The following is a 13,579-nucleotide window of genomic DNA, read 5'->3' on the forward strand; positions in this document are numbered from 1 at the left end:
GAATAACAAAAGGTATACATACAAAAAAACTATTCCCAACCAAAAAGTTGGGAATAGCGCTATAAATAAGTCGTGGTTATTTTCTGATACCTAACTTCTCGATGAGGGCACGATAGCCTGTGAGGTTGGTTTTAGACAAATAAGAGAGCAAACGCTTTCTCTGGCCAACCATTTTCATCAAACCGCGGTGGGTAGAAAAATCCTTTTTGTTTTGTTTCAGGTGACCTGAAATGCTGTTGATACGCTCAGTCAGCAGCGCGATTTGTGCTTCTACAGAGCCTGTATTTTTTTCGCTTCCACCAAATTCTTTAAAAATATTGGCTTTCTTTTCAACAGTTAAGTAAGACATCTTTAAAAATAATAAGTAATAATAATGTTTTTTGTCGCTATTTTTCCGGTGCAAAGGTAATTTAAAAAATAGGAATTACCAATTAACAGGAAATTAATAATAAATGAGAGATAATAAACATCTGTAAACATTTCTCCTTCAACAACTCCTAAGAAGAAAAATTCACTGCTGCATTATCTGTTACATGCCCATTTTCAGTACGCAGTACTCTCGACGGGAATTTTTGCAATACAATATAATCATGTGTGGCCATTACAATGGCAGTTCCCTCCCGGCAAATACGGAATAATAACTGCATAATACCATCGGAGGTTTCCGGATCCAGGTTACCCGTAGGCTCATCTGCCAGGATCAGCTTGGGCGAGTTAAGCATGGCACGCGCTATATCTATACGCTGCTGCTCTCCACCTGAAAGCTCATAAGGCATTTTAAAACCCTTGGTACCCAATCCAACCTTCTCCAGTACGTCGGCAATCTTATTCTCCATTTCCTTCGGATCCTGCCAGCCAGTAGCCCGTAAAGCGAATTTTAAGTTATCATGCACGTTGCGGTCTGTCAATAACTGAAAATCCTGGAATACCACACCCAGATTCCGGCGAAGATACGGCACTTTTTTCCAATCCATCTTCTTCAGATCGAAACCAACTACCTGCCCCGTACCATCATTTAATGGCAGATCACCATACAAAGTCTTAAGCAGACTGGATTTCCCCGTGCCGGTTTTCCCGATGAGATAAACAAATTCTCCTTTATTCACCGTGATATTCACATCTGATAAAATCAATGAATGCCCCTGGTATATGCTCGCGTTGGTTAATTGTATGATAGGTTGTTCAGGCGTCATGTCCTTGCTGTTTTTACATCTGTTGCGGACAAAAATAACTAATTAAAAAATAACTCGTTGTGTTAATGTGTCAAATATTCCCCGCAGGTACCTGTCTCACAAAAACTAAAAAAATAGTTGTTAAACTAAAAAATTAGTTATAATTTAGAATTACAAATTTCAACTTGTTATGAAACAGCTTACCAAAGCCGAAGAGCAGATTATGCAGGCACTATGGGAAACAGGTCCCGCTTTCGTAAAAGACATTATTGAAGTAATGCCGGAACCCAAACCCCATTACAACACAGTATCTACTTTAATCAAAATCCTGATCGAAAAAGGATTTGTTGACTTTAAAGCCTATGGTAAATCACACCAATACTTTGCACTGATCACCAAAGACGCCTATAGCCATAAAACCGTCAACAACATCGTTAAAGGATATTTCGATGGCTCTTTCAGTAATATGGTGTCTTTTTTTGTGAAAGAAAAGGAATTAAGCATCTCTGAACTGGAGAAACTGGTACAAAGTATTAAAGACGCACAAAAACCAAAATCATGACAGTGCTGCTTACCTACCTCGCCAAAGTGATTGTATGCTCTGCTGTATTGTATGCATATTATTATATAGCATTGCGTAATAACCGCTTCCATCAATGGAACCGCTATTACCTGGTACTGATCACCATTGTATCACTGCTCACTCCTATGCTGCAGATCCCACTTCCCGGCCAGGAAACACCAACACCCTCCACTGTGCTTACTTACACAACCCGTATCATTACCCTGCGTGAATCAGTAATCCCACCCGCCAGCCCGGTAATCAGCTCCGCCATGCTGATGAACATCGGATACTCGCTGATCATTGCATTACTGATCACCCGCATCCTCGTAAGCCTGGTGAAAATAAAAAAACTGATCAAACGCAGCACGGTACAACAGGTACCGCCCTACCACTTTGTGGAAAATGAAGACATTAAAGCTCCCTTTTCCTTCTTTACCTATATATTCTGGGGATCCAACACTTCACTGAATAGTCCCGAGGGACAACAAATCCTGAAACATGAACTGGTACACCTGCAGGAGAAACACAGCACCGATAAGCTTTTCATGGAAATAGTGACGGCTGTTTGCTGGATCAATCCCTTCTTTCACCTGATCAAACGGGAACTCGCCCTGGTACATGAGTTCCTGGCAGATAAAAAAGCAGCCGGAGAAGAAGTAGCGGGCTACGCCCAAACCATTTTGCAGATGGCCTTTCAAAGCAAGCAATTCAGTTTTACAAACGATTTTTTTCATCCGCCAATAAAACGAAGAATCCTTATGCTTACACAATTTTACACGCCCAGGTACAGTTACCTCAGACGTATACTGGTACTGCCGCTGGCCGCATTCATTTTCTGTTCACTCGCTTTCGTGGCTGATAAGCACCCATCCGCCATTCGGGTGCTTACCTCCACCAGCAACAATGAACCAGTTGATCCGAAACTTGCCGCTACCACCACACCCGGTGATACAACACCCGTTAAAAAGGCAAAGCCTGTCAACACACCATCCCCCAATGAAATCTTCACCTTTGTAGAACAACCACCCGTATTCAAAGGTGGAGAAGACTCACTCGCCGCTTATTTAGCACGTAACATCCGGTATCCAAAGACAGCCCAGGTAAAAAATACGGCAGGTACTATATTTGTTCAGTTCGTGGTAGATAAAGATGGGACCATCAAACAAGTTAAAACAGTAGGAAAAAAACATGGCGATGGTCTCGAAGAAGAAGCGGTACGGGTAGTGAAAAGTATGCCTAAATGGAAGCCCGGACGCCAGAACGGAAGAAACGTAGCAGTACAGTTTAATTTACCTATACGTTTTATGCTGGAACCAGCCAAAGTACAATTCACACCACCCACCAGCCACGAAGAAATTTTCACCTTCGTAGAAGAACCTCCTATTTTCCCTGGTGGCGAAGAAGCGCTGGCTAAATATCTCTCTAAAAATATCAAATACCCAAGAGATGCCCAGGAACATGGCACGAAAGGAACGGTGTTTGTACAATATATCATCAACAGTGACGGTACCATCAAAGACGTAGCCACAGTAGGCGCTAAAAAAGGCAATGGGCTGGAAGATGAAGCCATCCGGGTGGTGAAAGCGATGCCTAAGTGGAAGCCTGGTAAACAGAACGGGCGCCTGGTAGCTGTACAGTATAATTTACCAATACGATTTACACTACAAGAATAAAATTATCAGCACAACAAACACTAAAAAACAATCGATAGATGTCCCGGTTTCTACCGGGACTTTTTTATGGAATTATGTGAGGGCTTCATCTATATCTAAAATCATTTATGCCTGTGCGTTATGATCGTCACAAATACCCGCTGCTGTTAGCTGCTTTCTACACGTTTTTCACAATAGCAGCAGCACCTTTCCCTATTTTCATTTATCACCATTATGACACTGACACAGTATCACCAGCTCAAAAGAAAATTAAATCAAAGGCAAATATTTCTAAGCCCGGGGAAGAGGTGTTTACTTTCGTAGAAGTATATCCTTACTTCCCGGGAGGAGAAGATTCACTGCAGACCTATCTCAGGAAAAATATAAGACTGCCGGAAGCCGCTGCAAGGGCTGGCATAAGTGAAAATATACTGGTGAAATTCATTGTTGACAGGACCGGAATTCTCAAAGATATACACGTTGCAGGCACTCCTAAAGGATATGGATTAGAAGAAGAGGCCTTAAGAGTAGTTACCAATATGCCTAAATGGAAACCTGCTAATTTCAGCGGGCGGCATGTCAGCGTTTATGATAGTTTGCTGATTCATTTTACACCAGTTGCTAACCGTAATATTGCGGTAAAAGAAGATGCTTTCATTTGTGGATTAGAAGAAGAAATGCCTTCTTTCCCTGGTGGGGAAGAACAACTGGTTAAGTACCTGGAGAAAAATATAAAATACCCCACCGCTGCTCTAAAAGCCAGTATAAGCGGCACTGTTTTTATACAATTCACCATAGGGCCCACAGGAATTATCCACAACGTTCATCCTGTTGGGGCGTCACCAAAGGGATATGGACTGGAAGCAGAAGCTATACGTGTGGTGAAGAGCATGCCTAAATGGAAACCGGCCAGGCGGGATGGCAAAGCAGTGGAGGTACTATTTAACCTGCCTGTCCGCTTTACCCTTACTGAACCAATAGACAGGCACAAAAAAATCAGTCCACGTTATACGCCACTAGTGCATTAGCACCCGGCCATTTGTTATTCTTTCGCTTTAATCACATCTTTGCAGGCATATATACCCAACTCCCATGCCTTTTAAATATCTGTTCCCTGTAGTAGCAATTGTGGCATTAGCTGCCACACAAACGCCTGTATCCGGCAATGTATCTGTTTCATCCACTGCGGCAGCCGACAGCAATCCACGTCCAATACGAAGAAGCGGTGATACCACTTTTTATGACAATGGATACGTCTTTGTTGAAAGACCTCCAGTGTATCCTGGAGGATGGGAAAAAATTGACATGTACCTGGCTGACAATATCCGTTATCCCAAAGCCGCCTGGAAAGCAAATGTAGGCGGTATTGTCAGAGTGAAATTCATATTGGATTCCACAGGACAGGTAACGAAGGTACAAGCATTGGATAGCCTGGGATATGGATTGGAGGAAGAAGCCACGCGGGTAGTGCAGAAAATGAAACGGTGGCAGCCTGGTATGCAACAGGGCAAACCGGTTAATGTTGAGTTTATGCTCCCTATTCGTTTTTCGATTCGACAATAAAAAAATCCCGCCACACATATAGCATGGCGGGATTCTTTTTTAAAAAGATATATTAATACTCAAACGTACCTGCAGGCGCTATCACCGTTACTTTCTTTTCCGGCGCTGCTTCTACTCTACCGATAATTTGTGCGTCGATATTAAAGCTTTTGGAAATGGCAATAATATCAGCTGCAATTTCAGCAGGTACATACAGTTCCATTCTGTGGCCCATGTTAAATACCTGGTACATTTCTTTCCAGGGTGTACCGGATTGTTCCTGGATCAGTTTGAATAACGGTGGCACCGGGAACAGGTTATCTTTAATCACATGCAACTGCTCAATAAAATGCAGCACTTTGGTTTGTGCACCACCACTGCAATGCACCATGCCATGTATTTGCGGACGGAATTGCTCCAGCACTTTTTTAATTACAGGTGCATAGGTACGGGTAGGAGATAATACCAGCTTGCCGGCATCTACTGCACCAAATCCTTCGATATCTATTTTATCCGTCAGCGATTTTTTACCGCTGAACACCAGTTCAAAAGGAATATTTGGATCAAAGCTTTCCGGGAATTTTTCCGCCACCGCTTTGTTAAATACATCGTGACGGGCGCTGGTCAAACCATTGCTGCCCATGCCGCCGTTGTATTCAGATTCGTATGTAGCCTGACCGTAAGAAGCCAGTCCTACCACTACATCACCTGCCTGGATACGATCATTTGAAATCACATCTGATTTTTTCATGCGACAGGTAACGGTAGAGTCCACGATGATGGTACGCACCAGGTCGCCCACATCAGCAGTTTCGCCACCGGTAGAATAGATGCTGATACCATGACTGCGCAATTCAGCCAGAATTTCTTCTGTGCCATTGATGATAGCGGCAATCACTTCTCCTGGCAACAATTGTTTGTTACGGCCAATGGTGGAAGATAACAGGATATTATCAGTGGCGCCTACGCAAAGCAGGTCGTCCATGTTCATGATAATGGCATCCTGGGCAATACCTTTCCAAACGCCCAGATCACCGGTTTCTTTCCAATAAATGTAAGCCAGGGAGGATTTGGTACCGGCACCATCTGCGTGCATAATATTGCAATATGCATCATCACCCCCTAAAATATCAGGGACTATTTTGCAGAATGCTTTAGGGAAAAGTCCCTTATCAATATTCTTAATGGCATTATGCACATCTTCCTTACCTGCTGAAACACCGCGCTTGGCGTAAATATTATTATCCACCGGGAAATAAATAAGTATGTAAATAAAAAATAAACTGAACAAAGATGCTCTTCAGGCTGCAAAAGTAACAGATTCCACGCAGAATGCCCGCCGAATGTGTTAGATTTGCACGGCGTTTTTGATAGTATTGAATTTTATGCAGGTTCACAGGGACTTAGACCACTTACCGGAATTTCGGAATGCTGTTATTACCATTGGCACTTTCGACGGCGTACATGCCGGCCATCGCTTCATTATCCAGCAACTGGAGCAGGCTGCCCGTGATTGTAACGGCGAAACCGTCATTGTTACTTTTGACCCGCATCCCCGGGAAGTATTATTACCCAGCCCGAATAATATCCGGTTACTCACCACTTTGCCGGAAAAAATTGCCCTGCTGGAGCGCGCTGGCATTGATCACCTCGTGGTAGTACCCTTTACTAAATCGTTTTCTGAAATGCCTGCCCGCAGCTACCTGGAAGATTTCCTGGTGGCCCGTTTCCGTCCGCATACCATCATCATTGGCTATGACCACCGTTTTGGCCATAACCGGGAAGGCGGACTGGAACTATTGGAAGCAGAGCAACAACAATATGGATTTAAGCTGATTGAAATTCCACAGCAGGTAGTGCACGACCTTACCGTAAGCTCTACCAAAATCCGTAAAAGCCTGCAGGAAGGCCATATCAGCCTCGCCAATGAATTGTTGAACTACACCTATTTTATGACCGGTACTGTAGTACATGGGGATAAAATGGGCCGTCAGCTGGGTTATCCCACTGCCAATCTTCACCTGAACGATGAAAGGAAACTGATTCCGGCAGAAGGCATTTATGCGGTCCGCGTGGGTGTAAGCGGCCATAGTTCGCTGCTTCCAGCTGTAATGAGTATCGGTTTCCGTCCTACTTTTAACGGCACGGATCTGCGACTGGAAGTGCACCTGTTTGATTTTAATGAAGACTTATACGGACAGGAACTGACGGTATACTTTGAATCATATATCCGCTCCAACCTGAAGTTTGATAAGATTGATGCCCTGATAGTACAGATGGATAAGGATTCCGCGCAGGCGAGAGAAATATTGGCGGAATTGGATTAAAATTCTTCTCCCAGTAACTCCACTGGCTGTTGCTTCTTTTTAGACCGTTTCATTAACCGGATACCGCCTAACAGTAATAAAATAGCCATCACCAGGATCACTATTGCCGCTACAATTGCCTGTGGTGGCATATGTCTTACAATCCCCAATGGCTGTACGCTGACCACATTCAACACCAATACCAACATAAAAAAGCCGCTCAAAAAAAAGCACAAACACGCCAATAGTACTTTGTACAGCTTTCTTCCTTCCAATGACATAACAGACAATTAAATTATCCAGTAATAATTTTCTTCTCCTTCACACCAGTTAACGGCTTCAACATTCCATACCCGATTCTAATCAGGAAAAATGCGCCTGCACCAACCAGGGCTTGTAAGATCCAGAAACGGAGGTCTGATTCTTCCGGAGTGATGCCGGGGGTGTTTGACAAATTTCTTCCCAAATTACCCAACACGCTCAACAACAATGTGGGTCCGATAAGCAGGTACAATATGCCCAGAAATTTCCTGAATCCTGTTGATAGCGGCTGTTTACGCGCCAATGCTCCGGATACCCAAATACGCATAAATAAACGATAACCCAACCAGCACATGAGATAAGCAAGGCCTAAAAAAATGAGTAACACGAGTATGCCTGCAAATCGCCCACCCGCGACCTCTCCCAACTGGCGCATGTTGTCGGTAAAAAAGACGAGTCTGGCCACGCTGATTACAAGGATAATACCCGTGGTGACAGAAAAGAAAGCTACAATACATTTCAGTACCGCATACAGGCGTTGCATAGGGAATAATTGTAATGCAATAATAGCTTTTAATTCATCACTTTGTACATCAATTCTTTCATAAGTTCTCCGTCTTCTACCCCACTATCGTTAATGCCTATACTCCGCAGGTTATATTGATGTAACAGCAGGATCGCTTTTTCTGTACCTTCTGGTCCGTATTGTCTGGCGGCGTTCATATAATCTTTTACAAAGAAGGGATGTACACCCAATGCGGCAGCTACTTCTTTTTCTGCACCTTTTACGCTGAAGATGAGATTTACTTTTGCGAAAAAGTTATAGAGGGCAGGCAGGGTCATTTGTATGGGTGCTGCTTTAGGATTGGCGGCAAAGTATGCGATGATCTTGAATACTTTGGCCGTATTCTTTTGCCCCACCGCATTTTGCAGCTCAAATACGTTGTATTCTTTACTAATGCCTACATATTTCTCAATATCTCCTTCGTCAATTTTCTTCTGGGCCGGCAGGTTTACCAGCAACTTATCTATTTCATTGGCGATACGGGAAAGGTCGTTGCCGATATGATCTACGAGCAGGATAGCTGCTTTCTGCGAAATGGCCAGTCCTCGGCTACTTACATATGATTCTGCCCAGGCAGGCAGCTGGTTATCATATAATTTTTTGGTAGACAGGAGTACGCCTTTGTCTTTAATGAGCTTCGCCATTTTGCTCCTGCCATCAATTTTGCCTTGTTTATGTGCTACCACGAATATAGTGGAAGACAGGGGGTTGTCGATATAAGCTTCCAATTTAAGCAGGTCGCGCATGGCCTGTGCTTCTTTGAGCAGTACCACTTGTCGTTCTGCGAACATAGGATATCGGCGGCAGGCGTTGATCACGGTGCTCCAGTCGGTATCTTTGCCATAAAGCACAGTGAGGTTAAAACCTCTTTCGGCCTCTGGCAACAGTTCATGTTCAGCGTAGCTGGTAACCTGGTCAATAAAAAAGTCTTCCTCTCCTTCCAGCCAGTATAACGATTTAAATTTTTGTTGTTTCCAATCCCTGATGATATCCTGATAATCCATGTATTAGCTTTTAGCCTTTAGCGGTTAACTATTGGCAGCTTTTAGCGATTTATTTTACAATAACGATGTCTTCCTGTTTGAGCGCCGGCAGTCGTTTAAACTTCAGCATAAGCTGAGCTACTGCAAGGACATCTTTCTGGCAATAGGCGGCGATGCGTTCGAGATCTTTTTGTTCCCAGTATACGCTGGCTACCATGCTGCCGTCGATATCGTCTTTGGGCGTTTCAATACCCATTACGGCGGTCAGGAGTTTCAGGGAAATATAGTGTTTAAAGTCCCCGAAGCGCCATAGATGCAGGGTATCGAGCATGGGAACTTCCCAGGGTTTGAATCCGTGCAACTGTAATGGCTGGGGCAAAGATAATTGATGGATAACAGACCTCCTGCAAATAAAAGGAATATCAAATTCTTTGATATTATGCCCTGCGAACTGGAAGCGGGGGTGTTTCGCATAGAATTTATTGATTAATTCTAAAAAACCGCTGAGTACAACTGATTCATCATCATTATAAAACGATTTCAGCCGTAAAGTATAGCGGTTATTTTCCAGGCTAAAGAAGCCAGCAGAAATGCAGACGATTTTCCCGAATTCTGCGTAGATGCCAGCCCTGTCAGCATATGTAGCATCCTCATTTCCGGAAACTGGCGCAGTTTTTGCAATTTTGTCACGCCAGAGCTGTTGCATGTCATCAGGTAATTGTTCCAACGAAGGAGCAGCCGGAGTTGTCTCTATGTCTAACAGTAATAATTGATCTAACGCAATATTTGGAAGCACGATTGAAAAACTGTTTTATATCTATTTATAAAATATGAATAATATAACTACTTTTGAATAACGATTTTTAACCATATAACAATTAAACATAAAACTCACAACTATGACGGAGAACACATTTAATACTCCTGCGCCGGGATCACCCGGACCAGAAAAACCACGTAGCCGCAATGGTCTAATTTACGGTATTTTAATCGCAGCATTAGCCGGTACGTGGATATATATGTTATACGATAAGAACAAAACCAGCGACCAACTCGTACAAAAGAACACCCAGATAGATTCTATCTCTTCTTCACGTGACGCTTTGCAACAGGAATATAATGCAGCCAATGCCCGTTTGGATGATCTGATTTCACAGAACACCCGTATGGATAGTCTTGTTAAAACAAAAGATAAGGAAATACAGGATATGAAAGCCAGGATCTCCAGCATCCTGAGCAACAAAAATGCTACACAGGCGCAACTGGCAGAAGCCCGTCGTTTGATTGAGCAACTGAAATCCAATATCGAAGGTTATCAGCAAACCATTGAGCGCCTGGAAGGTGAAAAGATTGTACTGGCCGGTGAAAGAGATGTAGCGCGTAAAGAACGCGACTCTGTATCTACTGTAAAAGACAGTTTGAATAAGAAAGTGGACCTCGGATCTGTATTGCATGCATCCAATATTAAGCTGCAACCTATCCGTGTTAAACACAACGGCAAAGAAGTAGAAACCAGCAAAGCAAAACGCGCTGATATGATGCGGGTAACTTTTGACTTGGATGATAACCGTATTGCGCCAACCGGCGACAAAGAGATCTTTGTTGCGATCACTGCACCGGATGGCGCGCCGTTGGCAGTTGAAGCACTGGGCTCCGGTCGTTTCACACTGGAAGATGGTACGGAAAAATTATACACTGCGAAGAAAACAGTTTCCTATGTAACTGGTCAGAAACAAACCGTTACTATGGACTGGAAACAGAATTCTGATTTCAAACCAGGTGACTACTCCGTGGAGATCTATCACAATGGTTATAAAATTGGCCAGGGTAAAGTAACCTTGAAAAAAGGCGGATTGTTTTAATAGCCAGTAGCTGTTAGCTATAAACATAAAAGCGAATGCCCGAAGCAGATCTGCTCCGGGCATTCGCTTTTATAATATTTGCTCAAAATTTCCGTTTTATAGCTTCAATCCTTCATTTTTAAGCTTTCTACCTACTTTCCCTGATATTTTTTTCGCTTATCTAATTTGTTAATGATTAGTTATTGACAAAAAGATATATATAAAAATAAAATTAAATTAACGTTCTTTGCTGGCATAATTAAAGATAGCCGGAGGCCACTGTGTACCCAGACCAATGCTTGAGAAGAAGAATGTGACAGGCAATTTAATATGCCCAGTTAAACCCGTTTTTTACAGTTATGAAAACTGATTTCAGTCCATTTGTAGCATCCTGAAGTCATCGGTTTTATATGCTGTTGAAAAGGTAACAAAGTAATAGATTCTTCCCTCAAACCATCGTCTATTGTCGCAGCCTTTTGTTATTAATGGATTAGATAAGAAGCCCAATTAAAACTGAAGCATGGAAGACATGAGTAAAATAGTGTACGTTGTAGATGATGATGAAATTTTTCATTTCATTATCAAAAAAATGTTGGGGCAGCAAAGCAGTGACCTTGTAGTAACCTCTTTTCTTTGTGCAGAAGAGGCCCTGGAACAGCTTTCCAGGAATCCACAGCCTACATTGCCCTCTCTTATTATTCTTGATATGAATATGCAACGGATGAACGGATGGGATTTTATAGAAGCGTACAGAGGATTAAAAACATCGCTCAAAAATACCATCCCGATTATCATGTGTTCCTCCTCCGTAGATGTAAGGGATATGCAAAAAGTGCAGCATACACCAGAGCTGATGGCATATATCACGAAGCCATTGGATAAAAATAAACTCAAAGTAATTGAGGAATATTTATAGGAGCGTAAAGCATAAAGCTGAAAGCAAAAAGCTATTAAAGCGATTGACCAGAGCGGATAAGTAATTTACTTAATACTTGCTCTGGTCAATCGCTTTAATAGCTTTTTGCTTTCAGCTTTATGCTTTATGCTAATACAGCAGTGCCATACATTTCTTCACGCAGTGCTTTCACACGCTCATCCGCCAGGTACTCATCAAAAGTCATCAGTCGATCAATGATACCTTTAGGCGTTAATTCGATAATACGATTCGCTACTGACTGCATAAAGGTATGGTCATGTGTGGTGAACAATACCACGCCTTTATAGTTGATCATGCTTTCGTTGAAAGACTGGATAGATTCCAGATCCAGGTGGTTGGTAGGCTCATCGAGTATCAATACGTTAGGATCCTGCAGCATCATGCGGCTGGTCATGCAACGTACTTTTTCCCCTCCACTCAGTACGGAAGTCTTCTTCATAATTTCATCTCCACCAAATAACATCTTACCCAGGAAACCACGCAGGAATGGCTCATCCACGTCTGTAACATGTGGTGGCACATACTGACGTAACCAATCCATCAGGTTCAGGTCTTTATTGGTAAAGAAAGCGGCGTTATCGTTGGGCAGGTAAGCGCTGGTAACGGTGGTCCCCCACTCATATTTACCACTATCTGCCTGTGCTTCGTTGTTAATAATTTCAAAGAAAGTAGTAAGTGCCAGGTGATCCTTAGACAGGAATGCAATCTTATCGTTTTTATTCACAGAGAAGGTTACATCAGTAAAGAGCTTGCGGCCATCTACCAGTTTTTCCAGCTTTTCTACGTTCAGGATCTGGTTACCTACTTCACGCTGTTGCTTGAAGATGATACCCGGATACTTACGGTTAGAAGGCTGAATATCTTCCACCACCAGTTTTTCCAAAGCTTTCTTACGCGAAGTAGCCTGTTTACTTTTGGAGGCGTTTGCACTGAATCGGGCGATAAAGTCCAGGAGGTCTTTACGCTTATCTTCCATTTTCTTATTCTTATCCGCAATCTGGCGGGCCATCAACTGGGATGATTCGTACCAGAAAGTGTAGTTACCGCTGAAGATCTGGATCTTTGCGCGATCCACATCAGCCACATGCGTACATACGGCATCCAGGAAGTGACGGTCGTGCGATACTACGATCACGATGTTTTCATAATCGGCCAGGAAGTTCTCCAACCAGCCAATAGTTTCCACATCGAGGTCATTCGTAGGCTCATCCAGTAACAGGATGTCCGGGTTACCAAACAGGGCCTGTGCCAGCAAAACACGCACCTTCAGGCTACCAGCAATATCCTTCATCAGGGTGCTATGCAGCTCTTCTTTTACACCCAGATCGCTCAACAGTACCCCTGCATCGCTTTCTGCGGTATAACCGCCCATTTCACCATATTCTGCTTCCAGTTCGCCTGCACGCATACCGTCTTCTTCGGTAAAATCTTCTTTGGCATAAATAGCATCTCTTTCGGCTGCTATTTGCCAAAGCTTCTTATTACCCATTAATACGGCATTCAGTACGGTAACCTCATCAAATCCAAAGTGATTCTGCGAGAGTACGCTCATGCGTTCACCCGGAGTGATTTCCACAGTACCTTTATTCGGTTCTATTTCACCGGACAATATCTTCAGAAAAGTAGACTTCCCTGCTCCATTGGCCCCAATCACACCATAACAGTTCCCTTTTGTGAAATTGAGGTTTACTTCGTCAAACAATACTCTCTTTCCAAAAGAGAGCGTTACGTTTTTAACACTGATCATGCTGGCTA

Annotated in this window: 15 protein-coding genes; 7 read left to right on the forward strand and 8 right to left on the reverse strand. The window is 43.1% G+C overall.

Features of this window, described 5'->3' with window-relative positions; all coding sequences use genetic code 11:
* Positions 1 to 76: 76 nt before the first annotated feature.
* Together rpsO and J7623_RS02980 are read right to left on the reverse strand one after the other, a co-directional pair.
* A complete protein-coding gene (rpsO, locus tag J7623_RS02975; protein WP_079470431.1) occupies positions 77 to 349 on the reverse strand; it encodes a 30S ribosomal protein S15 in 273 nt (90 codons plus the stop codon).
* Between the two features lie 148 nt (positions 350 to 497).
* Positions 498 to 1,193: an ATP-binding cassette domain-containing protein gene (locus J7623_RS02980; protein WP_291916994.1), complete on the reverse strand. Its 696-nt coding sequence runs from the start codon at positions 1,191 to 1,193 to the stop codon at positions 498 to 500.
* A 169-nt stretch (positions 1,194 to 1,362) separates the two neighbouring features.
* Here J7623_RS02980 and J7623_RS02985 point away from each other — a divergent pair, with 169 nt between their 5' ends.
* From J7623_RS02985 to J7623_RS03000, 4 genes are all read left to right on the forward strand, one after another.
* Positions 1,363 to 1,734 carry a BlaI/MecI/CopY family transcriptional regulator gene (locus J7623_RS02985; RefSeq protein ID WP_291916996.1) on the forward strand — a complete coding sequence of 124 codons (372 nt, stop codon included), beginning with the start codon at positions 1,363 to 1,365 and terminating at the stop codon, positions 1,732 to 1,734.
* On the forward strand, positions 1,731 to 3,410 hold the full coding sequence (locus J7623_RS02990) for a TonB family protein (RefSeq protein ID WP_291916998.1): 1,680 nt from the start codon (positions 1,731 to 1,733) through the stop codon (positions 3,408 to 3,410). The genes J7623_RS02985 and J7623_RS02990 overlap by 4 nt, the downstream gene beginning before the upstream one ends.
* Before the next feature lie 107 nt (positions 3,411 to 3,517).
* A complete protein-coding gene (locus tag J7623_RS02995; RefSeq protein WP_291917000.1) occupies positions 3,518 to 4,417 on the forward strand; it encodes an energy transducer TonB in 900 nt (299 codons plus the stop codon).
* Between the two features lie 64 nt (positions 4,418 to 4,481).
* The gene (locus tag J7623_RS03000; protein WP_291917002.1) at positions 4,482 to 4,952 is read left to right on the forward strand and encodes an energy transducer TonB; all 471 of its coding nucleotides are present in this window, start codon (positions 4,482 to 4,484) and stop codon (positions 4,950 to 4,952) included.
* A gap of 52 nt (positions 4,953 to 5,004) precedes the next feature.
* Here J7623_RS03000 and J7623_RS03005 read toward each other — a convergent pair whose 3' ends face one another.
* Positions 5,005 to 6,180 (reverse strand): AIR synthase related protein, encoded by a 1,176-nt coding sequence (locus tag J7623_RS03005; RefSeq protein ID WP_291917005.1) that lies wholly within the window; start codon positions 6,178 to 6,180, stop codon positions 5,005 to 5,007.
* A gap of 136 nt (positions 6,181 to 6,316) precedes the next feature.
* Here J7623_RS03005 and J7623_RS03010 point away from each other — a divergent pair, with 136 nt between their 5' ends.
* Complete coding sequence (locus J7623_RS03010) at positions 6,317 to 7,258, forward strand: bifunctional riboflavin kinase/FAD synthetase (RefSeq protein WP_291917007.1); 942 nt, start codon at positions 6,317 to 6,319, stop codon at positions 7,256 to 7,258.
* On the opposite strand, the gene J7623_RS03015 is transcribed toward J7623_RS03010, so the two are convergent.
* Genes J7623_RS03015 through J7623_RS03030 form a run of 4 tightly spaced genes read right to left on the reverse strand, consistent with a single transcriptional unit; the run spans position 7,255 to position 9,842 of the window.
* The gene (locus J7623_RS03015; RefSeq protein WP_291917010.1) at positions 7,255 to 7,518 is read right to left on the reverse strand and encodes a hypothetical protein; all 264 of its coding nucleotides are present in this window, start codon (positions 7,516 to 7,518) and stop codon (positions 7,255 to 7,257) included. The two genes, J7623_RS03010 and J7623_RS03015, sit on opposite strands and share 4 nt — an antisense overlap.
* A 14-nt stretch (positions 7,519 to 7,532) precedes the next feature.
* On the reverse strand, positions 7,533 to 8,042 hold the full coding sequence (locus tag J7623_RS03020) for a hypothetical protein (protein ID WP_291917012.1): 510 nt from the start codon (positions 8,040 to 8,042) through the stop codon (positions 7,533 to 7,535).
* Positions 8,043 to 8,071: 29 nt separating this feature from the next.
* Entirely contained in the window at positions 8,072 to 9,067 is a 996-nt protein-coding gene (gene holA, locus J7623_RS03025; protein ID WP_291917014.1) for a DNA polymerase III subunit delta, read from the reverse strand.
* A gap of 49 nt (positions 9,068 to 9,116) precedes the next feature.
* Positions 9,117 to 9,842: a ribonuclease H-like domain-containing protein gene (locus tag J7623_RS03030; RefSeq protein WP_291917017.1), complete on the reverse strand. Its 726-nt coding sequence runs from the start codon at positions 9,840 to 9,842 to the stop codon at positions 9,117 to 9,119.
* A 103-nt stretch (positions 9,843 to 9,945) separates the two neighbouring features.
* On the opposite strand from J7623_RS03030, the gene J7623_RS03035 reads away from it, so the two are divergent.
* Together J7623_RS03035 and J7623_RS03040 are read left to right on the forward strand one after the other, a co-directional pair.
* On the forward strand, positions 9,946 to 10,908 hold the full coding sequence (locus J7623_RS03035; protein ID WP_291917019.1) for a hypothetical protein: 963 nt from the start codon (positions 9,946 to 9,948) through the stop codon (positions 10,906 to 10,908).
* Positions 10,909 to 11,407: 499 nt separating this feature from the next.
* Positions 11,408 to 11,803, forward strand: a complete 396-nt coding sequence (locus J7623_RS03040) for a response regulator (RefSeq protein WP_291917021.1) — start codon at positions 11,408 to 11,410, stop codon at positions 11,801 to 11,803.
* Between the two features lie 124 nt (positions 11,804 to 11,927).
* Here the strand turns inward: J7623_RS03040 and J7623_RS03045 are convergent, their stop codons facing one another.
* Positions 11,928 to 13,571 (reverse strand): ATP-binding cassette domain-containing protein, encoded by a 1,644-nt coding sequence (locus tag J7623_RS03045; protein ID WP_291917023.1) that lies wholly within the window; start codon positions 13,569 to 13,571, stop codon positions 11,928 to 11,930.
* Positions 13,572 to 13,579 lie beyond the last annotated feature (8 nt).

The organism is Chitinophaga sp., from assembly GCF_017745275.1.
Taxonomy (GTDB): domain Bacteria; phylum Bacteroidota; class Bacteroidia; order Chitinophagales; family Chitinophagaceae; genus Chitinophaga.